This window comes from Pseudomonas graminis, assembly GCF_900111735.1.
In the GTDB taxonomy this organism is placed as follows: Bacteria; Pseudomonadota; Gammaproteobacteria; order Pseudomonadales; family Pseudomonadaceae; genus Aquipseudomonas; species Aquipseudomonas graminis.
Genome location: NZ_FOHW01000025.1, coordinates 64,757 through 90,116, shown reverse-complemented (window position 1 = coordinate 90,116; position 25,360 = coordinate 64,757). Strand labels below are relative to the sequence as shown.

Here is a 25,360-nt window from a genome sequence, read left to right as displayed (position 1 = left end):
AGTCAGAGCGAGTCGAGGTCCGGGAACCCCCAGTCTGTCAGCGGTTCAAGCTGGGACAGGAAAGTAAGATGCTCGATGGTTTTGACCTTTTGTAGATGCTTCAGATCGCCTGGGCCGCCGAGTGCGAGGGCGGGGACGAAGCCGTACATTTCGTCGGGTTGTAGTGGGCCGAGCGTTTTAAGCGCCCTCTGGAAGAGCCCGTCAAAATCATTACTCTCGGGGTCTTTAGATGTGAAAAAAGCCTGCACGCTAATATCCGGATTGAAAGGAGACGAGCTGGCTTTTCTGAGCCAGTAACGTCCATAAATCGAGGTGATAGTCAAGCGACTCCCTGTCCTTTCTTGCCATAGATACAGGTCACCAAAGGCGCTTCTTGCGATCACGTGGAACGTTTCAGCGTGATTGATACCTGAGGTAGCTAGCCAATCCGGGATGAACACATTGTATTCAGCAGGATCGACCGTCCAGAATATGCCGTAACCGTAGCCGCTCCATCCATACTTTTCCCAATGGGAAATTAACAGCGACGGAAGTCTGTCTTTGTATTTATCACGTGTGGAAAGGGGGGCTTCTCTTCGGCAAAAAGAGGCTCCCATCTTGTCTACAAAATACTCGAAATACTCTTCCATATGACCTCTTATTTGCACCGCTCAAGCTTTGCGTTAACTTTAGTTTTGTGTCGGTCAGCGGCGTCAGTATTCATTATGGCTTGGTCCAGAGTGTCTATCCGGCCCCGCCACTGCACTCCGATGCTCGAGTTAACGGATCGATCGCCGAAGTCAGCAATTACATCTTTTCCTCCTGCAAATAGATCTGGGTTGTGTAAAGCAGCCAGTGTGCGCATCTTTTCCTTGGCCAATATTTCGGCTTTGTTGCGGGCTTGATCATAAGACATCCCTGTGCTTTGCAACTCTTCCGTCAAATTTTCGACTAGCCCGTTCTTAAGGCGCAAGCGTGCCATCGTCGCCACCCTCGGATCCCTAACCTTATCCCCAGCCTTGAACGCCTCCCGCCCCCGCAAATACTCATCCACCGTCAAATCATTTAACCCTTTTTCCTGTCCACCCAGCTGCCTGTCGAACTCGGGAATTTTGCTGTAGTGCAGGTTGCTCGCGTTAAAGCATGGCACCTTGTATTCCGGCATGCCCAGCGGTTTCTTCCCGCCCGGTCGATCGGTTTCACGATGGCTGTCGGACCTAGGCTCCGGTGTGGTCGAGCCACCTGCCCGAGCCCCGGGCGGCTGTAAGTCAGGCCGCGCCTTAAGACCCTCTTCATGCTTGACCATCCACTGCGCCAGCCGCGCGCCTTTGCTGCTGGCGCGCATCTGGCCGGCGAGTAGCGCCATGTTGCCGCGGCCTCGGGTCAGGTACTCAACCACCGCGCCGAGCAGCAGGATTACCACTTCCGTGTGCCCGCGGGCGATGTGGTGTGCGGCTTGGTCGACAACCCACGGGTCGTCCTGTGAAATCGGGTTTAGCCCATCGTTGCCTCGGGTCCCGTCCCATGCGACCTGGATGCCGCGCACGTAGTGGTCCAGAAGCGCAGGCAGACCTTGTACGAAAAACTCGGCGACCGAGGCCAGCCCAAGCACCCCGAGAATCCAGCTGCTGGCTTGCAACCCCGCCGCCATGCCAGCAATCGCGCCGGGCCCCGCGCCTACGCCACCTGCCAGAGCGCCCACCCCCGCACCCATCGCGGCGCCAGCCAGGACGCTGCCGACAATGATCATGGCCATGTCGCCGACAACGCCCATCAGATCAAACAGCACTTCGGATATGTCGAGGTCTGCGAATCGCTGTCGCAGTAATGCGCTGGCTTCAAATTCGGCGCGGTAAAAAGCAGTTCTGATGTTGTCGACGCGGCGCAGAACAAGTTCGACGGAAGGCGCTTGTTCATTCAGGTAACTTCGAAAGTCAGCTAGGCCGCTGCTTTGAACTTCAAGCCTCAATCGATCTTCAATTTCAAACCATGACGGCAGGATATTCCATAAGCGCATCCCGTCTCCCTGACTGTTCCAAAAGTTCAGGGCGGAACTTAATGATTAACCCAGTGAAGCGTCAATAAACAAGGAGTTTAATAATGGCGGAAGTTTTAAGGAGGTGAATGTTTAAAGTTTGGTGAGTATGTGTGAAAGTGTATGTAGGAACTGAATACAGAAAGGAAAGTATTTGAGGAGGGAGTATTACGAGGCAAGCCGGCGCTTTCTCAGCGACCGGCTTGGGTTCAGACGATCAGCTCCGACCCGGAAACAGCTCAGGCTTGATGATGCCGTTCAGCTGCGGATACGGGATCTTCAGCTCGATGTGGCCCATGGCGTAAGGGGCGATGGTTGTCACCGGGTACTTGAGAATCACCGCACCGTACGTCAGGGCGATGTTGGAAGTTTGCTTGAATGCCCACATGTTCTGGAACTCGGTGTCCTTGTCCAGCTTGCTGCTGATCAGCCAGGCCTGATGCGCCAGACGGGCCTTGTCCCAGAAGGCAGCTTCCTGACCCGGGACCAGCATGTCGGCCAGTGTCAGTACGCGCTGCTGCTGGCGGGAGTAGTTGATGAACGCGCGACCCGGATTACCCTGGCCGCTGCCGGAATCGACGTAGCTGGACAGTTCGACGACCACGATTCCGTCATGCTGCTCACGTACCTTGGCCTGCAGGTAGCTGCTGTTGCGCGCCGGCGCTCGGCTCAGGTATTGCTCCTGATACGCCTTCAGTGTCGGCGGCACCGGACCATCGCTGTCGCTGCGGGTCAGTTGCAGCAGCGTGCGCTGAACGATCTCGTCAAGTTTCGGCTCATCGGGGAAATGCACGGTGTCGATGTTTACCAGCGGGCAATCATCGGTGGTGCAGCCGGGCTTGATCAGCTCGGAGGCGTCGCGCTGAACGGTCAGCGGACTGCGCAGATTGGGTTGGAACAGGCTTTGGCAGGCGCCCAAAATCAGGGCCACGCAGGCCAGTGAAATGATCTTCAGAAAAGACATGTTGATCCTTGGCATCGGCATAAGGGGGCGTCACGTGGAGGTAACGGCAACGTCCTTCGACTGTGGGTGGCGCAATCAGTTCGCCATCGGGCGGATTAGAGTGCTTTCCCCGGCGGTCGTCTACCCCGGGGACCGGTTTTGCGAATTCAAAGGGCTGCATCCCGCACCACAGCGCGTTAGGATGGGCCCGGACACAGTGCTCAAGCAGTGAGAAATCTATGACGGATAGCAGCAGATCAACACCGACGAAGCACGAAATTACACACCGTGAGACCTGCTTCAAGGGGTTTTACCAGCTCGACCGTCTTCAGTTGCGCCATGAGTTGTTCGCGGGCGGCATGGGCCCGGAAATCAAGCGTGAGCTGTTCGTTCGCCATGATGCGGTGTGCGTGCTGCCCTACGACGCCAAACGCGATGAAGTGGTGCTCATCGAGCAGTTCCGCGTCGGCGTTATCGGCAAGCACGACAACCCATGGCTGATTGAAATGGTCGCCGGCCTGATCGATAAAAAAGAGGAGCCCGAGGAGGTTGCTCACCGCGAGGCACAAGAGGAAGCTGGGCTGACGTTCAACGCCCTCTGGCCGATCACCAAATACTTTCCATCGCCGGGCGGCAGTAACGAGTTCGTGCATCTGTACCTGGGTAAATGCGACAGCGAGGGGGCAGGCGGGCTGCACGGGCTGGTAGAAGAGGCCGAGGACATCCGGGTTTCGGTCTGGTCATTCGACGACGCGATGCAAGCCGTCAAGGACGGGCGCATCGTCAACGCCGCAACTATTATTGCAATGCAATGGCTGGCGCTTAATCGCGCCGAAGTAAGGGGGCTATGGTCGTGAATCTTCTGCGCGAGCGCTATCGTGTCGACCTCGCCGGGCTGCAAGCCGCCTGCGAGGCGAACTACGCGCGCTTGATGCGTTTGCTGCCCGATATGCGCAATCAACAACGCTCACGCCGCGTCGCCGTAACCCAGGGCGACCAGATGCTGGGCGTGCTGGCGGTCGAGGTCATCCTCGATTGCCCGTACACCACCACGCTGCAAGTCCGTCAGGAACACAGCCTGCCGTGGCTGCCGGTGCCTGTGCTCGAAGTGCAGGTCTACCACGACGCGCGCATGGCCGAAGTCATCGGCGCCGAACATGCACGCCGCTTTCAGGGTATCTATCCCTATCCCAATGCCGACATGCACCAGCCCGATGAAAAGGCCCAGCTCAATGTGTTTCTGGGTGAATGGCTGAGCCATTGCCTGGCCTGCGGGCATGAGTTTGAGGCGGTGCGCTGATCTGATCCCTTCACCGCTTATATTGCTGTAGGTAACGTCCGAAGGGCATTTCTGAAAATTCGCTTCTGCACGGCTTTGCGCTTTTCATAATTTTTTCCTGAGGTTAGGTTCTGCCGACTTAACTTTCAGGAAGAAAACATGAGCTATATAGGAGTCCATCTCGAGGTGTGTGGGGTGATCCCCTTCAATTGGGGTAATACGTCCTTGGTTGTGGTAAGCGGCGATGGCCCAAATGTCTGCGGCCACGCCTTGATCAAGGTCGGCTTTTACTATTTCCATATCGCAGGTCTAGCGTCCAGGCCGTACTTCATGCCCGAGCAGGGTTATAGGCGCTACCTGGATGAATCGAGGAAAACCGAATTATTCAGGCGGCCTGTTTACCTACCCGACCCAGAGGGAGCACAGCGCAAGTTGAATGAGCTAAGTGTGGATCCGTGGTACTGGTTTGGTATCCCAAATAACTGCGTCAGTTTTGTCGAAGAACTCTTTTTCGCAGGCGGAGCCGATGAGTCAATTCTGAGCAATTGTCCGGTCCGGTGGCGATGAAACTGCGGCAGCTGATTTTTTGGAGCGTTCGGCTGACAGGTAGTTGTGCCGGTGCAATTCTTGGCTTCTACCTTCCTATGTCGCTCATGGTCGCATTCCTTGAAATCGGCTACGAACAGGCGCTCCCATGGTTACTACTGAGCGCGGTAGTTGGTCTGTTTGCAGGAGGCTTTGCTGTGGGCAAACTGCTCAGACTGCATCGCAAGCGCTGACGCATACCAGCCGAATGTTCCAAATGGTATACACGACTCATTTCCAGGTTTGCCGCCGCACCGATCTCACACCATAATCCGGCCACATCCGCTCAAGGAGATGGCCATTGTCGAGCCCATCCTTTCATTCCTCATCCGTGCTGGTCGTCCAATTGACCGACAGCCATCTGTTCGCCGAAGCGGACGGCACGCTGCTGGGCATGCCCACGCGCGCCAGCCTCGATGCGGTTGTTGAATGTGTGCTCATCGAGCAGCCGGCGATCGATCTGGTGCTGGCAACGGGCGACTTGTCTCAGGACGGCTCGGTCGAGTCGTATCAGGCGTTCCGCGACGCGAGTGACCGCCTGAATGCGCCCGCGCGCTGGATTCCGGGGAATCACGACGAGCTGAGGGAGATGGCGATTGCTGCGCAAAATAGCGACTTTCTTGAACCGGTCGTCGACGTCGGCCACTGGCGGATCACGATGCTCGATTCCGCTGTTTCCGGGTCTGTTCCCGGTTATCTGCAAGACGGCCAGCTTCAGTTGCTCGCCCAGGCCTTGAGCGAAGCGCCGGAGCGGCATCATCTGGTGTGTCTGCACCATCATCCGGTGCCCATCGGCGCGGCATGGATGGAGCCCATCGGTTTGCGTAATCCCGAGGCGCTTTTCGCGGTGCTGGAGCGTTTTCCCCAGGTGCGTGCGGTGCTCTGGGGTCATGTGCATCAGGAATTCGATCAGCTTCGCGACGGCGTGCGGCTAATGGCGTCGCCTTCAACCTGCATTCAGTTCGCGCCGAACAGCGTGGATTTCGGCCTGGATGACCTCGCGCCAGGCTACCGCTGGCTGCGTCTGCACGATGACGGCCGGATCGACACCGGTGTTTCGCGCATCGCCCCTGACCTGTTTGACGTCGACATCAACGGCGCGGGCTATTGAAAGACATTTCCTTAATGCGCAGCGATTCATCAACAGGCGAGTCTTCGCGCAGTTGACCCTGTAAACTGCGTGGCTTTGCCCGGATGAGTGCCGACAGGCCAGCCCGTCCGGGATGTATCGATTGCCGTTTGGGAGGCAACTGAGTGAACGAGCATCAATCGACGCTTCTTTATATTCATGGCCTGAACAGCTCGGCCAGGTCGCAGAAGGCCACGCAGCTTACGACGCTGATGGCGCGACTGGGTTTGAGCGATTGTTTGCGCGTGCCGGAGCTGCATCATCATCCGCGTCAGGCGCTGGCGCAGTTGGAGGGCGCGATCGAGGAGCTCGGTCGGCCGCTGCTGGTCGGCAGCTCGCTCGGCGGCTACTATGCGACTCACTTGGCTGAGCGCCACGGCCTCAAGGCTGTGCTGATCAACCCTGCGGTCAATCCGCATCAGCTCTTCGATGGTTTTCTCGGCACCCAACAGAACCTTTATACCGGCGAGAGCTGGGAGCTGACGCACGACCACGTGACGGCGCTGGCCGAGCTGGAAGTGCCCGCGCCACAGGATCCGCAGCGGATTCAGGTGTGGCTGCAAACGGGCGACGAGACGCTGGATTACCGCCGTGCCCAGAGCTTCTATCGGGACTGTGCATTGCGCATCGAAGCGGGCGGCGATCACGGGTTTCAGGGTTTCGCGGCAAAGATGCCAGCGCTGTTGAGCTTCGCCGGGTTCGCTCCCGCATTGCTCCAGGGCGTCGATCTGACCGGGCTCTGACCTGAGCCCTTGCTGCAATAAATATGTAGAACATTCTTGTAAGAACGGTAGCACTCCGAAATTTCATGAACGACTTGATGACGAGACCCCATGGCCAATCCCAGCGCTAGCTCTTATAACGCAGACGCCATCGAAGTCCTCTCGGGCCTCGACCCGGTCCGCAAACGGCCGGGCATGTACACCGACACCTCACGACCCAACCACCTGGCGCAGGAAGTCATCGACAACAGCGTCGATGAAGCGCTGGCAGGCCACGCCCGATCCGTGCAGGTCATTCTGCACGCCGACAACTCGCTGGAAGTGTCGGACGACGGTCGCGGCATGCCCGTGGACATCCACCCGGAAGAGGGCGTGTCGGGCGTCGAGCTGATCCTCACCAAGCTTCACGCCGGCGGAAAGTTTTCCAACAAGAACTACCAGTTCTCCGGCGGCCTGCACGGCGTCGGGATTTCCGTGGTCAACGCGCTCTCGACCCAGGTACGGGTACGGGTCAAGCGCGATGGCAACGAATACGAAATGACCTTTGCCGATGGCTACAAGGCCAGCGATCTGGCGGTGATTGGCACCGTCGGCAAGCGCAATACCGGCACCAGCGTGTATTTCGCGCCGGACCCCAAATACTTCGACACCCCGAAATTCTCCGTCAGCCGTCTCAAGCACGTGCTCAAGGCCAAGGCCGTTCTGTGCCCGGGCCTGCTGGTCAGCTTCGAGGACAAAGGCACCGGCGAGAAAGTCGAGTGGCACTACGAGGACGGTCTGCGCTCGTACCTGCAGGATTCGGTGTCTGACTTTCTGCGCCTGCCCGACGAGCCGTTTTGCGGCGTGTTCGCGGGCAACAAAGAGGCCGTCGACTGGGCGCTGCTGTGGTTGCCCGAGGGCGGCGACAGCGTTCAGGAAAGTTACGTCAACCTGATTCCGACCGCCCAGGGCGGTACCCACGTCAATGGCCTGCGCCAGGGCCTTTTGGACGCGATGAGAGACTTCTGCGAGTTCCGTAACTTGCTGCCGCGCGGCGTGAAGCTGGCGCCCGAAGACGTCTGGGAGCGCATCGCTTTCGTGCTGTCGATGAAGATGCAGGAGCCACAGTTCTCCGGCCAGACCAAAGAGCGGCTGTCGTCCCGTGAGGCGGCAGCGTTCGTCTCCGGTGTGGTCAAGGATGCCTTCAGCCTGTGGCTCAATGCGCACCCTGAAATGGGCATGCAACTGGCCGAACTGGCGATCAGCAACGCCGGCCGTCGTCTCAAGGCCAGCAAAAAGGTCGAGCGCAAACGCATCACGTCAGGTCCGGCACTGCCGGGCAAACTGGCGGATTGCGCGGGTCAGGACCCGATGCGCTCCGAGCTGTTTCTGGTCGAGGGTGACTCGGCGGGCGGCTCCGCCAAACAGGCGCGGGACAAGGAGTTCCAGGCCATCCTGCCGTTGCGCGGAAAGATCCTGAACACCTGGGAAGTCGACGGCGGCGAAGTACTCGCCAGCCAGGAGGTGCATAACATTGCGGTGGCCATCGGGGTTGATCCGGGCGCTGCGGACATGAGCCAGCTGCGCTACGGCAAAATCTGCATCCTGGCCGACGCCGACTCCGACGGTCTGCACATCGCCACGCTGCTGTGCGCCTTGTTCGTTCAGCATTTCCGCCCGCTGGTGGATGCCGGTCACGTCTACGTCGCCATGCCGCCGCTGTACCGTATTGACCTGGGCAAAGACATTTACTACGCCTTGGACGAAGCCGAGCGCGACGGCATTCTCGACCGACTCGTGGCCGAGAAGAAACGCGGCAAGCCACAGGTCACCCGATTCAAAGGCCTGGGTGAAATGAACCCGCCGCAACTGCGCGAAACCACCATGGACCCGAACACCCGTCGACTGGTGCAGCTGACCCTGGATGACTTCGCAGCCACGTCGGAAATGATGGACATGCTGCTGGCCAAGAAACGCGCGGGCGACCGCAAGAGCTGGCTTGAATCCAAAGGCAACCTGGCCGAGGTGCTGGTCTGATGCGGGGCTGGTTTGCAGCGCTGTTATTGATCGCCACGCCCGTTTTCGCCGCGCCGTTGCCCGAGCTCAAGCTGCTGTCGGAGCATGCCGTCGACGACATGATCGGCGGCAACCTGTCCGGACTGGCGTCCTGCAATGGCGTGCTGTGGACCGTTTCGGACCGCGACGACACCCTGCTTTACAGTCTCGACACATCGGCAACGGTTTGGAAAGCCAAGGCGCAGACGCTGGAAATCCCGCCGATTCCGGACAGCGGTCTGTCTGCGACCCTGCGTGGAATGGCCAAGGCGTCGGCGCTGATTCGCGGCGGTGACCTGGATTTTGAAGGCGTGAGTTGCGACGCGGCGGGCAACCGTTACCTCGTCAGCGAAGCCTACGCCGCGGTGCTGAAAGTGCCGGCCGAAGGCGCGCCGGTCTGGCTGGCGCTGCCCAGGAAAGTCGTTGAGGAGGCGCAGTCGGCCGGGATGCTGCAGCATTTCAATGCCATTTTCGAAGGCATCGCGGTCAACCCGGCAGGCGATCAACTATGGCTTGCCGCCGAGCGTGACAAGCGCGGCCTGCTGACCGCAAAGCTCGGCAAGAACGGCTGGGCCTGTGACGCTAGCTGCATCCTGCGAGTCGAGTCCGGCAACGATATTTTGCCGCCCGAGCTGGGTGGCAAGGCGGTCTCCAAGGACTTTTCCGACATCTCGCTGTACAAGGGCAAGCTGTTCACACTGGAGCGCGCAGCCTACCGAATCTGCCGGCGCACGCTGGCCACAGGTCAGCTGGAAACCTGCTGGTCGTTCGCCAAAGAGGCGCTTCAGCCGAACCGGCTGTATGACCAGAAATACGGCCTGACCGAAGCGCTGATCGTCGACGACAAAGGTGCTTGGGTCGGCACGGACAACAATTTCGGTGTCCGCGCCGATGGCGAAAAACGTCCCGTCGTCTGGCGCTTTGCCGCGCCCGAGGGCGGCTGGAGCGGCAAGCCTTGACCCAGGCACCTCCCGGCCGGCGCGCCGGGCGGGTGATGCTGATCATCGCCTGGGCGGCGGCGCTGTTTCTGGCGACGCGGTTTTTTGGCGAGTGGGAGCAGCGTCAGGAAAATCCGAATACCATCGTCGCTTCCGAACATGGAGACGGCTATGTCGAGGTGACACTGGCGAGCAATCGTGACGGCCATTTCGTCATGACCGGGCAGATAAATACCCGTCCCGTGCAGTTCATGCTCGACACCGGCGCGACCAATGTCGCCATACCGGAGAGCGTCGCGCAGGCGCTGCGCCTTGAGCGCGGCGAGCGCGTTCAGGTGAGCACGGCCAACGGACGCACCGACGCGTTCCGGACCACGCTGCAACGGTTGCAGATTGGCGACATCGTCCTGAACAACGTGCGCGCCCTGGTGGTGCCCGGTCTGGATGGTGAACAGGTGCTGCTGGGCATGAGCGCCGTGAAACAACTCGAATTCACACAGCGCGGCGGCACATTGCTGCTGCGCCAGACGACAAAATGATGAGGCCCGCATGAGCGACTCCCTTGACCTCAGCCTGGATGGCGTAGAACGCCGATCGCTGGCTGACTTCACCGAACAGGCCTATCTCAACTACTCCATGTACGTGATCATGGACCGGGCGTTGCCGCACATCGGCGATGGCCTGAAGCCCGTGCAGCGACGCATCATCTATGCGATGAGCGAACTGGGCCTGGATGCCGACGCCAAGCACAAGAAATCGGCGCGTACCGTCGGTGACGTGCTCGGCAAGTTTCACCCCCACGGCGACTCGGCCTGCTACGAAGCCATGGTGCTGATGGCGCAACCCTTCAGCTATCGCTACACACTGGTCGACGGTCAGGGCAACTGGGGTGCGCCGGACGATCCCAAGTCGTTCGCCGCCATGCGTTATACCGAAGCGCGTTTGTCCCGTTACTCCGAAGTGCTGCTCAGTGAATTGGGCCAGGGCACAGCGGATTGGGGGCCGAACTTCGACGGCACCCTCGATGAGCCGCTGGTGTTGCCGGCGCGTTTGCCGAACATTCTGCTCAACGGCACCACCGGCATCGCTGTCGGCATGGCCACCGACGTACCGCCGCACAACCTGCGCGAAGTCGCCACAGCCTGCGTGCGGTTGCTCGATGAGCCGAAAGCCACGGTCGAACAGCTCTGTGAGCACATTCAGGGCCCGGACTACCCGACCGAAGCGGAAATCATCACGCCCCGCGCCGACCTGCTGAAAATGTACGAAACCGGCAAAGGCTCGGTGCGTATGCGCGCCGTGTACCACATCGAAGACGGCGACATCATCGTCACCGCGCTGCCGCATCAGGTGTCCGGTGCCAAGGTGCTGGAGCAGATCGCGGCGATGATGCAGGCCAAGCCGTCCAAAGCGCCGCAGATCGCTGACCTGCGTGACGAATCCGACCATGAAAACCCGTGCCGGATTGTGATCATCCCGGGCGCCCGCAAGAATTTCGACCACGATGCGCTGATGCAGCACCTGTTCGCGACCACCGAGCTGGAGTCCAGCTACAGGGTCAACATCAACATCATTGGCCTGGACGGCAAGCCGCAGTTGAAAAACCTGCGCGCATTGTTGGTCGAGTGGTTGGCGTTCCGGGTACAGACTGTGCGTCGTCGCCTGCAATTTCGCCTCGACAAGGTTGAGCGTCGCTTGCACCTGTTGGATGGTTTGTTGATCGCTTACCTCAACCTGGATGAAGTGATTCACATCATCCGCACCGAGGAACATCCGAAAGCCGCGCTGATCGCCCGTTTCGCCCTGAGCGAAATCCAGGCCGATTACATTCTCGACACCCGTTTGCGTCAGTTGGCGCGACTGGAAGAAATGAAGTTGCGGGCCGAGCAGGATGAATTGCTCAAGGAACAAGCCAAGCTGCAAGCCCTGTTGGGCAGCGAGGCCAAGCTGAAGAAACTGGTACGCACCGAGCTGATCAAGGATGCCGAAACCTATGGCGATGACCGTCGTTCGCCTATCGTCGAGCGTACCGAAGCCAAAGCCCTGACCGAACACGATCTGCTGCCGAACGAGAAAGTGACGGTCGTGCTGTCGGAAAAAGGCTGGGTTCGCTCCGCCAAAGGTCATGAAATCGACGCCACCGGGCTCTCTTATAAGGCAGGGGATGGCTTCAAGGCCCTGGCGCCGGGCCGTTCCAACCAGTTCGCGGTGTTTATCGACTCCACCGGTCGCAGTTATTCGGTGCCGTCGCACACCTTGCCATCGGCCCGTGGCCAGGGCGAACCGCTGACCGGTCGTCTGACGCCGCCTCCCGGTGCGACTTTCGAATGCGTGCTGTTGCCCGAAGATGACGCGCTGTACGTGATCGCCTCCGATGCCGGTTACGGTTTTGTGGTCAAGGGTGAAGACCTGCAGGCCAAGAACAAGGCGGGCAAGGCCCTGTTGAGCTTGCCGGCCGGAGCCAAGGTGATCCTGCCACGTCCGGTGCCGGACCGTGAGCACAACTGGCTCGCCGCCGTGACCACCGAAGGCCGTTTGCTGGTGTTCAAAATCAGCGATCTGCCGCAGCTGGGCAAGGGCAAAGGCAACAAAATCATTGGCATTCCGGGCGACCGCGTTGCCAGTCGAGAAGAGTACGTGACCGACCTGGCCGTTGTCCCGGACGGCGCCACGCTGGTGCTGCAGGCGGGCAAGCGTAATCTGTCGCTCAAGCCTGACGACCTGGAGCACTACAAAGGTGAGCGCGGACGACGGGGCAACAAGCTGCCACGTGGATTCCAGCGCGTTGATGCACTCTTGGTGGAAACCGCTGGCTAAAGCGGTTGGTTCGGCAGTCGCTCTTCGTTTCGTCATGAGAGCGACGCAGAATCGCTGGAGTCAACGCGCATATTCACGGATGATATGACGTCCTCTGGCGCCGCTATGGCGGAATGCCTTCATGTTTTCAAAGTATTTAACAGCGTGAGCGCATTACACGGCGCTCACTTGGACGGGATGATGAATTTTCTACGTGTTCCCTGTGTTCTGTTGTTGACCGGCGTTCTGGGTTTGGCCGGTTGCAGCGTTCATCAGCCCACGTCGCTCTATCAGCTGGACAGCGGCGATCCTGGGCAACCGAAGCACACCGGCGGGGTCGCAGTTCTGCTGGGCCCTGTGGCAATTGCTGACTATCTGCAACGTGAAACATTATTGCAGCGCCAGCCGGACGGCAGCCTCAAGGCGTCCACCGACGGTCGCTGGGCTGGCAGCCTGTCTGCCGATATCGATCAACTGCTTCTGCGCCAACTGGCGTGGAAGCTCGACAGTCAACGCGTGGTCATGGCGCCTGCTGCGGCCAGCTTCACGCCGGATGTCCAGGTGGTGCTGTCCATCACCCGCCTGGACTCAGGCGAGAAGCAGCCGGCGGTTCTGGATGCCCAGTGGCGCTTGCTCGACCGCCGAGGCAATGTGCGCGACAGCAAGCTGGTTCACCTGGAAGAGCCCCATGCAGGTTCTTCAGCTGCCCAGGTCAAGGCTCAGGGAGTTCTGCTGCAGCGCCTGGCGGACAAGCTGAGCGTCGCGGTCAAGCCCATCGCCAGTCAGCCGTATGTAGCGGACGTGCCCAAGAAGGCCGCAGCCCCGGCAAAAACCCGGACTGATCAGGACAAGCCGAAGATCCCGATGGCATCACCGATCCGCACCGATCTGGAAGTGTTCCGCTTCTAAGATTCGCACCCACAAAAAAGCCCGCAGCGATGCGGGCTTTTTTGTGGGTGACGCTTAAACCTTTCGCGCTTCGTGCATGCGCGCCAGTTGACGCTCCAGCATCGACGGATACGGCTCCATCAGACGCTCCACACAGCTGGCACCTTCAGGGCTCGCAATCGGGCGAATACGCGCACGCTGGCGGATGGTCGGGTCTTCGCTGATCTTGCGCTCCACCAGCAACAGGTTGCGGCTGTGTTGCGAAAGGGCCAGGGCGTCCTGAGCAGTTTCGGTCAGCAGCAGATCGATCTGGTTCATGCCGTGCAAGCCTTCGCCCAGTGTCAGGCCCAGCTGCAGCTGCAGTGTAATGCCGCTATCGGCGACTTCGATCTGCAACGCGTGGCTCAATGCACGCAGCAACTCGCCGCAGCAGATGGCGTTGGTCAGGTAGTCATCGCCGCTGTCCTGGGTGCTGAACACCATCAGCGAACTGCCGTCGTTCAGGGTGTGCAGCTCGCTGTCGTAGAGCGAAGCGGCCTGATCGATGCAGTCACGGTAGCGCTCGAGCAGCTCGGTCAGGCGCGTGCGCGGCAGTCGGCGCAGTTGCTCCTGAGAACCCAGTTGCACAGCCAGCACGGCGCTGTACTGCGGTTGCGATGGCACGACCGGCAGGATCGGGCGCGCCACAGGTTTTGGCGCGGCGGGGGAGTGATCGCGAAGGTCCGCAAAGGGGTCCTCCTCGTCTTCTTCATCTTCCTCGGCGGAGATACGCCGTGCCGGGATCACCGTGGCCCGCGGTTTGGGCGCATCGTCGAAGTCAGGGTCGCTCAGGTCGCTGCTGTCGAACTCGGGGGAGGTATCGTCCTCGTCCTCGACCTGCGCAGGCTCGGGAATGGGGGCCGGTTCCGGTTCTGGCGGCGCGTAGGAAGTCTTCAGCTGACGCGCCAGATCGCCGATCTCGTCCTGACGATCAGTGGCGGGCGTGTACGGATCGATGTAGCGCAGCCACATGCGCAGTTGCAGCATCGGCGTGGAAATATGGCGCCCTAGGCGAAGGCTCAAGGCCAGCGCCAGTGCCAGAAGAATACCGGCCAGAATCGCCATGCTCTGCAGGCTGATGGTCAGCGGCTGCTGGAACTGGGCCATGTCCAGGCTGATGCGCAGAGTGCCTGCGACCACGTCCTGGAAGGTGATCTTGATCTCGTAGAGACCTTCCGCCTCGCCCAGCAAGCCGTTTTTCGGACGCTGTCCGGCTTCGGCAAGGATGCGATTGTCGGGGCTATAAATAGCCGCATGGGCCACCAGCGGGTTTTTCACCAGATTGCCCAGCAGCACGTTGAGGCTGAGGATGTCGTTGGACACCAATAGCTCGGTGGCGGACGTGGCGGTCTGCGTGGTCAGGGCTTGCCCCAATGCGTCGGCCTGTTCGTGCATGGCTTGCTTGAATTGCAAACCCATGACGCAGGCGTAGATCACCAGAGCCAGCGCGACGAGGATCACGTTGTGGCTGGCGATGCGCAAAGCAATCGGAATACGTCGATGACGCAATGCCCGGAAGATCAGCAAGAAGAAATTATCGGTTTTTACTGGCGTGGGCCGGTTCACTGAGCACGGCTCTCGTGGTGAAGTTGGGGCGCAGTATAGCGAGCGACCCTGTGGCGGCAAAGCGCTGGCTGTGCCCGGCGGTCACTGAAAGTGCGTAGAATGCGGTTTTTTTCCACTGCGGGGGTGCGCCTTGCGCGAAATCGTCCTGATAAACATCACCGGTGAAGACCGTCCGGGTCTTACTGCGGCTATCACCGGTGTGCTGGCCCAAGGCGGCGTGAACATTCTCGACATCGGTCAGGCGGTGATTCATGACGCTTTGTCATTCGGCCTTCTGGTCGACATCCCCGACACCGAAGCAGGCGCGGCCGTGCGCCAGAACGTACAGGCAACAGTCGACCGACTGGGTCAGCAAGTGCGCTTCACCGACGTGTCCGAAGCCGATTATCAGCACTGGGTCGACGGCCAGGGCAAGGCGCGGCATATCGTGACGCTGCTGACGCGCAAGGTCACCGCCGAGCAACTGCAGACGGTCAGTGCGATCACCGCTAAATACGGCTTGAACATCGACCGCATCGATCGCCTTTCAGGGCGCATGTCGCTGGACATGCCCACCGAGAAGAGCAAAGGCTGTATCGAATTTTCCGTACGCGGCGAGCCGGTCGATCCTCAGCAGATGCAGGCTGAATTCCTCCACGTTGCCCAAGAGTTGAACGTCGATATCGCGTTCCAGCAGGACTCACTGTTCCGCCGCAACCGTCGTCTGGCGGTGTTCGACATGGATTCGACGCTGATCGAAGCCGAGGTCATTGACGAACTGGCCAAAGCCCACGGCGTCGGTGAGCGCGTATCGGAAATCACCGAGCGCGCCATGCGCGGCGAACTGGACTTTCGCGCCAGTTTCAAAGAGCGACTGGCGCTGCTCAAAGGCCTGGATGTGAAGGTGCTGGACGAGATCGGCGCCTCGTTGCGTTTGACCGAAGGCGCTGAAACCCTGTTCGCCGAACTCAAGCGGCTGGGCTACAAAACCGCGATTTTGTCGGGCGGCTTCACCTACTTCGCTCGCCAGCTGCAGGCCAAACTGGGCATCGACTACATCTTCGCCAACGAGCTGGAGGTGGTAGACGGCAAGTGCACGGGTAACGCGATCGAGCCGATCGTCGACGCCCAGCGCAAGGCCGATCTGTTGCGCGAACTCGCCAGCAAGGAAGGGTTGAGTCTGGAGCAGACCATTGCAGTGGGCGATGGCGCCAATGACTTGCCGATGCTTGCCATCGCGGGCCTGGGTGTGGCGTTCCGCGCCAAACCGCTGGTCAAGCAGTCGGCGAAGCAGGCCATCTCTACGCTGGGGCTGGATGGCGTGCTGTATCTGTTGGGGTTCCGTGACCGGGAAGGGCGCAGCGCTTAACAAGCGTGAACGTTGAGGCATCTGCAACGGATGCCTCGATGGCTCAAAGCACCGTCCACAGCGAGTCGAACTCCTGCTCCGGGCCGCCGGCGTCTGGCGTCGCAGCCTTTTTCGGTCCTTCAAGAATCTGATATTCAAACTGGTTGTAGCTGCCCGTGGTCGCCCGACGGTTACTCAGGCTCGCGCGGCGCTCTTCGCCACTGGTATTGATCAGCACCTTGGAGCCGTCCTCGAACGGCAGGCGCGGCGCGATGACCGTCGCGGGCACGTCGATGGCGCGAACTTCCGGCAGAAGCAGGGCGCGGAGAAACTGGCTGCTCTGTTCGGCGCGGGTCAGCTGCATGCCGCAGGCCTGGGCAAAAGGCGCAATGAGCTCAACCCCCATTTGCATACCGCCACCGCGGACCTGCCGCACCCAGCGCACCACCGCGATGCTCCAGCCGTGACCATGGTCCTGAATGCCGATCATCTCACCGGCCTGCAGCTGATCAGGTACTTCTTTCGGCCAGGCCAGGCAGTAGCCACCCGGACTGTGATTGACGATGTGCAACGCGTAAGTGGGAAAGCTTTTTTGCCCGTCGGACGCCGCATTGCCTTCTGCGTCATCGCGTTTGTACTCGATTTCCTCGAAAGGCAGCATGCTCTCGGACGTGCCGCTGCGTTGCACGTCCGCCGTCTGCGCCCACGGGTCATGCTTCGCCGGTTTGAGGGGCTGTAACGTGTATTCGGCGACTCTGGACAGGGTCGACATCTGCAGCAGGTCGCTGAAGGACTGCTGGCCGCCGACGTAATAATGCAGGGCGCTCATGCCCACACAAACGGTCAGGGTGCCTTGCCCCGGGGTGCGTTGAAACGCCCGTTCCGATACATCGCCCCACGCGGCCGCAAGGTGCTGCAGGACATCGATGGACAACCCGGGCGGCACTTTCAGCACTGACTTCGAGCGTTCTTCAAAGGCCGTTTCGGTGTAGCGCTCCAGCGCGGCCGAGAGAGGACGCGGGTCGATGCCGAGCAAATTCGGTCGCAGATCGTCGTCGTACAGCGCGGCATAGCGCGGCGCTGTGTCCGTGCCTGGCGACACTGCGTAGAGGCTGTTGCTGTCCAGCGGCTGCTGCAGCGTGACCATCGCGCTCCATGCATCCAGCGCCTCGGCCAGTTTGCCAATGTTGTGCTGGCGCATCTGATTGCATCGTGAACAACCCATCAGCAGCGCAACAATGTAAGTCTGCTCAACGCTCATCGTCTGGGCGTTGTGGGCCAGGCTGTCGGCCACCGGCACGTTTTGCAATTGATGCTGGCGGGCGATCTGATAGATCTGGTGCAGTTCAAGCCACAGACCATCCTGCACCGGGCAGTAAAGCTGGTTGGCGCGGATCAGCGGGCCGTTCAGGCAGCTAAGCGCGCGCTGAAGGGCGGTGGTCAGCAGGCCAATGCGGTCTTTGCCGAGCTTGACCGCGACCCGCGCGATGATCTGTTTATAGCCAATGGCAAGGTGGTTTTGCAGGGCCTGGCAGAGGTTGGCGACTTTGCGCGGACGCTCTTCGAGAACGACCGACTGGTTCAGGAAGTGACGCTCCAGATGCTTGCACACGAAAGAGACTTCCGGGCGAAGCAATTCGAGGAGCTGCATGCGGTTGTCGCTGGGGGTAAGCAGCTGATTCAGCTCGCCGAGCCCTTGATAGAGCTGGCGCGCCATTTCGCCGAGATTGGCCTTGGGCAGGGTGGCGATCCAGCGTTTCATGTCTTTGGGGGTCGCGTCACAGAACGACAGGCTCGACTGCGTCGGCACAGGTGCGCGCAACAACAGTGGGAGGCTTAAATTACTCATGTGACAGGCAAACTCCAACAACTACAGGTCTGAACGGCGGCGTCCAACTCCGGGGCAAGCACCCTCGCCGAGCGAAAAGAGCACGTTTACGTCCATTGAAAGCGAAGTTTCCTACAGCGCTTACAAGGGGACTCTAGCAGCATCCTGCAACCGTCGCAGCCTGGGCCCATTGTCCTGGACCCACCCCGCAATCCCTGGTGATGCGTGATGCAGCGCGACGGCTTTAAGCAATTGCGCCAGAAAAACAGCATCACGCTCTCAGGGACTAGCTAAGGCAAGAATCAGGCCTGCAATGGCAACGCCAAGGCCTGACCCATCTGCACCGACGAACCGGCCGCCAGCATTTCGGACCATTTCACCTGATTCGGGCCGAACAGCACGATGGCCGTAGAACCCAGTTTGAAGCGCCCCAACTCGGCACCTTTTTCCAGATGGATGGGCGCGCGTGCCGCTTCGTCGTAACGGAAAGTCTTGAGCTCGCGCTTGGGCGGCGTGACCAGGCCCGCCCATACGGTTTCGATCGAGGCAACGATCATGGCGCCGACTAGCACAACGGCCATCGGACCGCGCTCTGTGTCGAACAGGCAGACGACGCGCTCGTTGCGGGCGAACAGCTCCGGCACGTTTTCCGCTGTGGTCTGGTTCACCGAGAACAGTCGGCCCGGCACGTAAACCATTTCGCGCAGAGTGCCGGCAAGCGGCATGTGAACGCGGTGATAGTCTTTCGGTGAAAGGTAAACGGTTGCGAACTCGCCACCCATGAACGGCGCGGAGAGGCGCGCGTCACCGCCCAGCAGTTCCAATACGCTGTAGCTGTGGCCTTTGGCCTGGAAAATCCGCCCGTGTTCGATCGGGCCCAGTTGGCTAACCGCGCCGTCGGCAGGGGAAAGGATGGCGCCCGGCGTCGGGTCCAACGGGCGCGCACCCGGTTTGAGGGCACGGGTGAAGAAGTCATTGAAGTGCGGGTACCCGGTGATGTCTTCGACCTGAGCCTGGGACATGTCGACCTGATAGCGGCGCGCAAACCATTGGGTGAAGGCATTTTTGAACCAGCGTACGCGGCATTCGGCCACGCATCCGGCCAGTTGCGACAGCAGATGATGGGGAAGCAAATACTGGAAAAGGATAAACAGACGCTGTTTCATCAAGATTCCTAAAACGTTTGAAAAAGGGGAATACGGATCGACGCCTCGTCGGGCGCCGATTTATTTCTCGACCGGGGTGTCCGGATGGTTGCCCCACTCGCCCCAGGAGCCGGCGTAGCCCTTGACCCTCGGGTAACCCAGCGCCTTGGCCACCAGATAGGTGAAGCCCGAGCGATGATGGGTCTGGCAGTGGGTAATGATTTCTTTCTCCGGGGTGATGCCCAGATTTTCAAGGATCTTCGGCATGTCCTTGCGGATGCGCAGGTGGCGCGCCTGATCCATGCCGGCGGTCCATTCAAAGTTCACGGCGCCAGGAATGTGACCTCCCTTGGCCGCGACGACTTTCTCGCCGGAGTACTCGGTCGGCGCGCGCGCGTCCCAGATCGCCAGGTCAGCGGCGCCCAGACGGCTTTGCAGGTATTCGCGGGTGGCCGTGGGCTCGTCGTGCAAGGTCAGAGAAACCGGGCCGCCGACTGCTTTTGGCACCTCTGTCGACATTGGCAGGCCTTCGGCTTGCCAGGCGAGCAGGCCACCGTCGATATAGTGATACTTTTTGTGTCCGATGACGTCGAGCAGCCAGATGAACCGGCCGGCCCAGCCACCGCCTTCGTCGTCATACACCACGTACACCGCGTCGGGGTTGTGTCCCAGTTCGCCGAACAGCGCTTCCAGATGCCCGTGGGAGGGCAGCAGCCCCGGCGCAGGTGGCAGGCCCAGTTGCGTACGTTTCGGATCGACGAATCGTGCGCCCGGGATGTGCCCGGCCTCATAGCGGGCCGGGCTGGTCAGGTCGACCAGAATGAGCTCTGGCGCGCTGAGTCGTGCTTGCAGGTCTGCGGGCTCGATGACCAGCGGCAAGCTTGAAAAGGCAGACATCTAGCGTCTCCGGATCGCGAAAAGGTTCCGAATTGTAGCTCAGCCGTCAGCCATTGCGATGGCTAAAGGTGGTGAGGGCTTTCTCGATGCACTGGCCTGTTTTCCCGAAAGCCTGGACGGAGACTTCGGAAAACGGCCCGCCGCCCTGATCAGCCACCACCATCATCACCACGCGTCCATTGCTGGCGAGCGAGCGGATCAACAGGTTTTCGCCGCTGAACAGATTGCGCAGTTGCGGCGGCAGCAGCGCCGAAAACTGAGCGTTGTTGGCCGGCGTCAGGCGCAACTGCGTGGGCTGGGCGAGCAGGCGTTGCAGTACGGTGCTGTCTTTGTAGGGCACCAGCAACGCAGCGGCCGACTTTTCTACGCCCGCAATCTGATGCACGCGCAGGCTGTCGGTCTTGCGATCGGTCATCAGCAATACCACTCGCTGCATGCCCGCGGCTACCAGGGCATCCCGGGCGCAGGTGGTCAGGTGTATCGCGTTGATGAACATGCCGGGCTCTTTGAGCAAATCGGCGCAGTGCTTGCGCCACGTCTGCAAGGCGTCGGGTGAGGGGGGCGGGGCAGGCAACAAGCCCTTATGTACTCGTCGTGCATTCCACGGCCACAGCAACGCCTGGGCGGGGTGCCAGATGTCCGGGCTGGAATGCTGACGCGCGCTGGCCGCTGCGTTCTGGTGAACCTGCTGTTGGAGATCATCCAGTGACTGCTGGAGATACAGACTGGTGAGCAGTTGCCAGCGCAGGCTGTGCGGCGTGTCCCAGGCCTGGTGCGCCGACAGCGCGAGACCATTGGCCAGCAAAATTGTATTGGCGGGCTGGTTGAGCCAGCGGCGCAGCGGCAAGTCGGCGTCGAGTTGCTGTTGCTGCTTGACCGGGTCGTTGTTGCTGTGGGCGATGCGCAGGACTCTCACCAGATTGCGTTGCTGGGAGGTCAGTAGCTCGTAGCCCTGGGTCACCCAGATCGGCAGGCGCCAGTGCTGCGCCAGCGCCTGACACAAATGCACCAGTCGCACGCCGAACAGCGTGTTTTCCACAGCCTTTGCGCACTCGCCCTTGTGGATAACCCGCAACTCCCACTCTTCCAGCAGTTTTGGGTGCGCCAGCGCCATCGGCCACAGCGGCGAAAGAAACAGCAGGCTGCCCAGATGGATGTCTTGCCACAGCCGGGCCAGTTGATTGGCGAACAGGCCGTAAGCCTGTTGCATGGCGTGCTGACTGATCAGCTGTATCTGACGCAGAGCCATGGGGATATCCCGTGCATCGACACTGGGCAACCGCGCCAGCAGCGCTTCGGTGCGCGCCAGCCCCAATCGGTTGATGGCAACTTCAAGACTCTCCGCAGGCTGGGCCGTGGCCGGGCTGTTCAGGTTGGCTTCGCGCAAAACGTTGAGCACCAACGCCGGGCTGTCCTGCATGAGTTCGGCAATATCGCGCAGTGAGCGACGGCTGTCGGTCAATGCCGCCTGCACGCGCTGATACGCCACCGCCGGCACCGGCAAGGCGATGCCGTCGAGTTGTTTTATCCATTGATCCAGGGTGCGCGGGACAGGTAGCGAAGAAGCTTTATCTGATTGCATTCACAACACCCGTACGGCTGGGAGGTTAGATCGATGTCGGATACTGGCATCATGCTGGCCCTCGTGACGCAACGTCCGTCGCGACGCACCGGTCAGCATTTTCCTGTGATCTGACTATAGTCTGGCGCATTCATGCCGATAAGCAGGACAAGAGTTTCAAGCGCTTCTCGCACAATGACCATGAACCCGACTCAGTAAGTATTTTCTACCTATGGCAAAAATTATCGGCATCATCGTCGTTTTCGCGAGCGTTCTCGGCGGATACGTACTGTCCCACGGTCAGATCGCAGCGTTGATCCAGCCTTTCGAGGTCATGATCATCGGCGGTGCGGCGCTGGGTGCATTCCTGCAAGCCAACCCGGGCTATATGACCATGCTGGTCATCAAGAAGTCCTTGAAGATGTTCAGCACCCGGTTCACCCACGGCTACTACCTCGAAGTGCTGGGCCTGGTCTACGAGATCCTGAACAAGAGCCGTCGCGAAGGCATGATGGCCATCGAAGGCGACATCGAAGAGCCCGAGAACAGCCCGATTTTCGCCAAGTACCCTGGCGTGCTCAAAGACACCCGCATGATCGCTTTCATCTGCGATTACCTGCGCATCATGTCTTCCGGCAACATGGCGCCCCACGAGTTGGAAGGCTTGTTCGACATGGAACTGCTGAGCATGAAAGAAGAGCTCGAGCATCCTTCCCACGCAGTGACCGGTGTCGCCGATGCCATGCCAGGCTTCGGTATCGTTGCTGCGGTACTGGGTATCGTGGTGACCATGGCCTCGCTGGGTTCCGGCGACAAAGCCGCGATCGGCATGCACGTTGGTGCGGCGCTGGTTGGTACGTTCTTCGGTATTCTCGCGGCGTACGGTTTCTTCGGCCCGTTGGCCACTTCCCTGGCCCACGATGCCAAGGAAGAAATGAACGTCTATGAATCGATCAAGGCTTCGCTCGTAGCGTCGGCGTCCGGCGTGCCGCCTTCCCTGGCCGTAGAGTTCGGTCGCAAGGTTCTGTACCCGGCCCATCGCCCCAGCTTCAGCGAGCTGGAACAAGCTGTCCGCGGTCGTTGATCCATGGAAAATAATCAGCCGATTATCATAAAGCGCGTCAAGCGCTACGGCGGAGGGCATCACGGCGGCGCCTGGAAGATCGCATTTGCCGACTTCGCGACGGCGATGATGGCGTTCTTCCTGGTGCTGTGGCTGATGTCGTCGGCCACGCCCGAACAACTGCTCGCCATCGCCGGTTACTTTAAGGATCCGGTCGGTTTTTCCGAAAGCGGCTCGCCGTACGTTATCGACCTGGGCGGTTCGCCGGAAATGTCCCCGGACCAGACGCTGAACCCGGAGGTGCAATCCACGCCTTCGCCGGATCGCGTGCCGGTCGACGCGGATCAGCAGGACGCCGCCGCCGAGCAGGTCGAGCAGGACCGTCTGGAGATGTTGCTGCAAGAGTTGCAGACCAAGATCAACGAGAATCCGCAACTGGCGAAGTTCAAGGACCAGATTCTGTTCGAGATTACTCAGGACGGCTTGCGTATCCAGATCACGGACGCCGAAAACCGCCCGATGTTCGACATCGGCAGTGCGAAGCTAAAACCGTATTTCGAAGACATCTTGCTGGCCATGGCCGACACCATTAAAGCGGTGCCCAACAAAGTCAGTATCAGTGGTCACACCGACGCGACGCCTTTTGTCGGCAACAACGGCTTCGGCAACTGGGAGCTGTCGTCCGGCCGGGCGAATGCTGCTCGCCGTGCGCTGCTCGCGGGTGGGTATCCGGATCAGCAGGTGGCGCGCGTGGTGGGTTATGCGTCTTCGGCACTGTATGACAAGGAGCACCCGCAAAATCCGATCAACCGTCGCATCGACATTGTGGTGATGACCAAGAAAGCGCAGCAGCGGATCGAAGGTGCGCAGAATTCAGGTGGAGCACCGCAAACCCCGGATGCGCCTGGAGCCGCCGCGCCATTGCCGGCACCTGGCGCTACCGCACCGGCCAATCAGCCGGGGGCGTCGATTTCCACACCGGCAGTTGACCCGCAGGCTTATGCCCAGCCCCACGAGATTCGGCAGAAGCTGAATATATTTGATCAGGGCCAGTTGAAGATCGACGAGACCAAGAACTGATACCTGGTTGCAGACACAAAAACGCCGCGATGATCGCGGCGTTTTTGGTTGTGCCTTTCGACAGCCGAGTCTCATGCAGATCCCGTGCGCCGCAGAGGGCGTGTGGCGCAATTCAATTGTAGGAGCGCGCTTGCCCGCGAAAGCGCTCTTACTGTGACGAATCGATTGCCTGACACGCCGCCTTCGCGGGCAAGCGCGCTCCTACAAATTTTTCGTCGAGTCTGGATGCCATGGCCGGCGTTGAGTTCTTCGTCGAATTGATGCGCCATGGCTGACTCAGAATTCGTAGGAGCCGGCTTGCTGGCGAAGGCGTCAGTTCTGGCACTGCAGCGTAATTGGCGCACCGCATTTGCCAGCACGTCGGCATCTGCGGTGGATTTCGCACAGGAGCGCCACATCGGGCGGCGCCCGTCAGTAGCTGCTTTCCGGCAAGCTTGCGATGATCGAGCGATAGCTGTTCATGCGCTGTTGCTGCACGCGGCCGTCAGCTAGGCCCTGCAATAAGGCACAACCGGGTTCGCGGTCGTGTTTGCAGTCGCGGAAGCGGCATCTGCCGAGCAGGTCGTTGAACTCGATAAAACCCGCTTCGACGTCGGCGCGGCTGACGTGCCCCAAGCCGAATTCACGAATACCCGGTGAGTCGATCAAGTCGCCGCCGCGCGGAAAGTGGAACAGGCGCGCGGTGGTCGTGGTGTGCGTGCCTTGGCCCGAATACTCCGACAACGGCCCGACGCGCGTGCCGACTTCCGGCAGCAGGCTGTTGACCAGCGAAGATTTGCCCACGCCGGACTGACCGACGAACACGCTGATGTGGCCATCCAGCTGGTCCTGCAATTGCTGCATGCCGTCGCCGTGGTGGGCTGACACTTCCAGCACCGGATAACCCAGCGTGCGGTACACGGCCAGCAGCGCATTGAGCGCGGGCGCATTCTGATCGTTGATCAAGTCAAACTTGTTCAACAGCAACAGCGGGCGAATCCCCGCGTGCTCGGCAGCCACCAGGTAGCGGTCGATCAGGTTGGCATGGGGTTCGGGCGCCGGTGCGAACACGATGACGATCAAGTCAACGTTGGCGGCGACCGGCTTGAGCTGGCCCCGGCTGTCCGGGCGGCTCAGTTCTGTATCGCGGGGCAACTGCGCAACGATGACGCCGATGCCCTGATTGCCAGCGCGCCACACGACTCGGTCGCCGGTGACCAGCGCTGGCAGGTTGGCACGCAAGTGACAGCGGAAAACCTGACCCTGCAGCTCACCGTCCTGCGCTTCGACTTCTACCTGCACGCCAAAGTGCGCGATGACCAGGCCCGTTTGCTCGGGGCCGAGATCGCCGCCTTCCAGCGTTTCGAGAGCGGTTGATTCACGTTTGGCGGCACGCGCTGCGCGTTCGCCCTGAATCTTTTCGATGCGCCAGTTCTGGCGGCGATTGAGTTGGCGTTTGGCCATGGGTGTTCAGTGTTCCGTTTGAAGACGCATAAAGGTGCTGATTTGATAAAGCGCGGGCGAGTCTAGCACGCCCGGGTGGGCTA

General features: G+C 60.3%; 23 protein-coding genes. 13 read left to right on the top strand and 10 right to left on the bottom strand.

Going from position 1 to position 25,360, the window contains the following annotated elements:
- Window positions 1-2: 2 nt before the first annotated feature.
- The 3 genes from BMY98_RS18225 to BMY98_RS18215 form a co-directional block, all read right to left on the bottom strand.
- Window positions 3-629, bottom strand: a complete 627-nt coding sequence (locus BMY98_RS18225) for a GAD-like domain-containing protein (protein WP_074891468.1) — start codon at window positions 627-629, stop codon at window positions 3-5.
- An 8-nt stretch (window positions 630-637) separates the two neighbouring features.
- Window positions 638-1,996 (bottom strand): DUF6861 domain-containing protein, encoded by a 1,359-nt coding sequence (locus tag BMY98_RS18220; protein WP_074891467.1) that lies wholly within the window; start codon window positions 1,994-1,996, stop codon window positions 638-640.
- A gap of 235 nt (window positions 1,997-2,231) precedes the next feature.
- Window positions 2,232-2,978, bottom strand: coding sequence for an RsiV family protein (locus BMY98_RS18215; RefSeq protein ID WP_074891465.1), 747 nt, complete (start codon window positions 2,976-2,978; stop codon window positions 2,232-2,234).
- 218 nt (window positions 2,979-3,196) lie between these two features.
- On the opposite strand from BMY98_RS18215, the gene BMY98_RS18205 reads away from it, so the two are divergent.
- The gene (locus BMY98_RS18205) at window positions 3,197-3,814 is read left to right on the top strand and encodes an NUDIX domain-containing protein (RefSeq protein ID WP_074891462.1); all 618 of its coding nucleotides are present in this window, start codon (window positions 3,197-3,199) and stop codon (window positions 3,812-3,814) included.
- Window positions 3,805-4,257 (top strand): DUF1249 domain-containing protein, encoded by a 453-nt coding sequence (locus BMY98_RS18200; RefSeq protein ID WP_065987826.1) that lies wholly within the window; start codon window positions 3,805-3,807, stop codon window positions 4,255-4,257. The genes BMY98_RS18205 and BMY98_RS18200 overlap by 10 nt, the downstream gene beginning before the upstream one ends.
- Before the next feature lie 84 nt (window positions 4,258-4,341).
- Here BMY98_RS18200 and BMY98_RS26925 read toward each other — a convergent pair whose 3' ends face one another.
- Window positions 4,342-4,536 (bottom strand): hypothetical protein, encoded by a 195-nt coding sequence (locus BMY98_RS26925; protein ID WP_139214528.1) that lies wholly within the window; start codon window positions 4,534-4,536, stop codon window positions 4,342-4,344.
- A gap of 263 nt (window positions 4,537-4,799) precedes the next feature.
- Here BMY98_RS26925 and BMY98_RS18190 point away from each other — a divergent pair, with 263 nt between their 5' ends.
- From BMY98_RS18190 to BMY98_RS18155, 8 genes are all read left to right on the top strand, one after another.
- The gene (locus tag BMY98_RS18190) at window positions 4,800-5,015 is read left to right on the top strand and encodes a hypothetical protein (protein WP_074891459.1); all 216 of its coding nucleotides are present in this window, start codon (window positions 4,800-4,802) and stop codon (window positions 5,013-5,015) included.
- A gap of 107 nt (window positions 5,016-5,122) precedes the next feature.
- Complete coding sequence (cpdA, locus tag BMY98_RS18185) at window positions 5,123-5,932, top strand: 3',5'-cyclic-AMP phosphodiesterase (protein ID WP_074891458.1); 810 nt, start codon at window positions 5,123-5,125, stop codon at window positions 5,930-5,932.
- A gap of 143 nt (window positions 5,933-6,075) precedes the next feature.
- Complete coding sequence (locus BMY98_RS18180) at window positions 6,076-6,693, top strand: YqiA/YcfP family alpha/beta fold hydrolase (protein ID WP_074891456.1); 618 nt, start codon at window positions 6,076-6,078, stop codon at window positions 6,691-6,693.
- A 90-nt stretch (window positions 6,694-6,783) separates the two neighbouring features.
- Window positions 6,784-8,688 (top strand): DNA topoisomerase IV subunit B, encoded by a 1,905-nt coding sequence (gene parE / locus BMY98_RS18175; protein ID WP_074891455.1) that lies wholly within the window; start codon window positions 6,784-6,786, stop codon window positions 8,686-8,688.
- A complete protein-coding gene (locus BMY98_RS18170) occupies window positions 8,688-9,665 on the top strand; it encodes an esterase-like activity of phytase family protein (RefSeq protein ID WP_074891453.1) in 978 nt (325 codons plus the stop codon). The genes parE and BMY98_RS18170 overlap by 1 nt, the downstream gene beginning before the upstream one ends.
- A 35-nt stretch (window positions 9,666-9,700) precedes the next feature.
- Window positions 9,701-10,183, top strand: coding sequence for a retropepsin-like aspartic protease family protein (locus BMY98_RS18165; protein WP_175514188.1), 483 nt, complete (start codon window positions 9,701-9,703; stop codon window positions 10,181-10,183).
- A 10-nt stretch (window positions 10,184-10,193) separates the two neighbouring features.
- Window positions 10,194-12,461, top strand: coding sequence for a DNA topoisomerase IV subunit A (gene parC / locus BMY98_RS18160; protein WP_074891449.1), 2,268 nt, complete (start codon window positions 10,194-10,196; stop codon window positions 12,459-12,461).
- Window positions 12,462-12,641: 180 nt separating this feature from the next.
- Window positions 12,642-13,349, top strand: a complete 708-nt coding sequence (locus tag BMY98_RS18155) for a PqiC family protein (protein ID WP_074891448.1) — start codon at window positions 12,642-12,644, stop codon at window positions 13,347-13,349.
- A 54-nt stretch (window positions 13,350-13,403) separates the two neighbouring features.
- On the opposite strand, the gene BMY98_RS18150 is transcribed toward BMY98_RS18155, so the two are convergent.
- Entirely contained in the window at window positions 13,404-14,933 is a 1,530-nt protein-coding gene (locus tag BMY98_RS18150) for a HAMP domain-containing protein (protein WP_074891446.1), read from the bottom strand.
- 130 nt (window positions 14,934-15,063) lie between these two features.
- Between BMY98_RS18150 and serB the strand changes: the two genes are divergently transcribed.
- On the top strand, window positions 15,064-16,281 hold the full coding sequence (serB, locus tag BMY98_RS18145; protein ID WP_074891445.1) for a phosphoserine phosphatase SerB: 1,218 nt from the start codon (window positions 15,064-15,066) through the stop codon (window positions 16,279-16,281).
- Window positions 16,282-16,324: 43 nt separating this feature from the next.
- On the opposite strand, the gene BMY98_RS18140 is transcribed toward serB, so the two are convergent.
- The 4 genes from BMY98_RS18140 to BMY98_RS18125 form a co-directional block, all read right to left on the bottom strand.
- Window positions 16,325-18,109, bottom strand: coding sequence for a molecular chaperone (locus tag BMY98_RS18140; RefSeq protein ID WP_074891443.1), 1,785 nt, complete (start codon window positions 18,107-18,109; stop codon window positions 16,325-16,327).
- A 281-nt stretch (window positions 18,110-18,390) separates the two neighbouring features.
- A complete protein-coding gene (gene asd / locus BMY98_RS18135; protein WP_175514190.1) occupies window positions 18,391-19,260 on the bottom strand; it encodes an archaetidylserine decarboxylase in 870 nt (289 codons plus the stop codon).
- A gap of 54 nt (window positions 19,261-19,314) precedes the next feature.
- Entirely contained in the window at window positions 19,315-20,130 is an 816-nt protein-coding gene (locus tag BMY98_RS18130) for a rhodanese-like domain-containing protein (RefSeq protein WP_074891441.1), read from the bottom strand.
- 46 nt (window positions 20,131-20,176) lie between these two features.
- Window positions 20,177-21,712: an HDOD domain-containing protein gene (locus tag BMY98_RS18125; protein ID WP_074891439.1), complete on the bottom strand. Its 1,536-nt coding sequence runs from the start codon at window positions 21,710-21,712 to the stop codon at window positions 20,177-20,179.
- A gap of 211 nt (window positions 21,713-21,923) precedes the next feature.
- Here BMY98_RS18125 and motA point away from each other — a divergent pair, with 211 nt between their 5' ends.
- Together motA and motB are read left to right on the top strand one after the other, a co-directional pair.
- On the top strand, window positions 21,924-22,775 hold the full coding sequence (gene motA, locus BMY98_RS18120) for a flagellar motor stator protein MotA (RefSeq protein ID WP_037015764.1): 852 nt from the start codon (window positions 21,924-21,926) through the stop codon (window positions 22,773-22,775).
- Between the two features lie 3 nt (window positions 22,776-22,778).
- Window positions 22,779-23,834, top strand: coding sequence for a flagellar motor protein MotB (gene motB, locus BMY98_RS18115; protein ID WP_074891438.1), 1,056 nt, complete (start codon window positions 22,779-22,781; stop codon window positions 23,832-23,834).
- A gap of 411 nt (window positions 23,835-24,245) precedes the next feature.
- On the opposite strand, the gene rsgA is transcribed toward motB, so the two are convergent.
- The gene (gene rsgA, locus BMY98_RS18110; protein ID WP_074891436.1) at window positions 24,246-25,277 is read right to left on the bottom strand and encodes a small ribosomal subunit biogenesis GTPase RsgA; all 1,032 of its coding nucleotides are present in this window, start codon (window positions 25,275-25,277) and stop codon (window positions 24,246-24,248) included.
- Window positions 25,278-25,360: the final 83 nt, after the last annotated feature.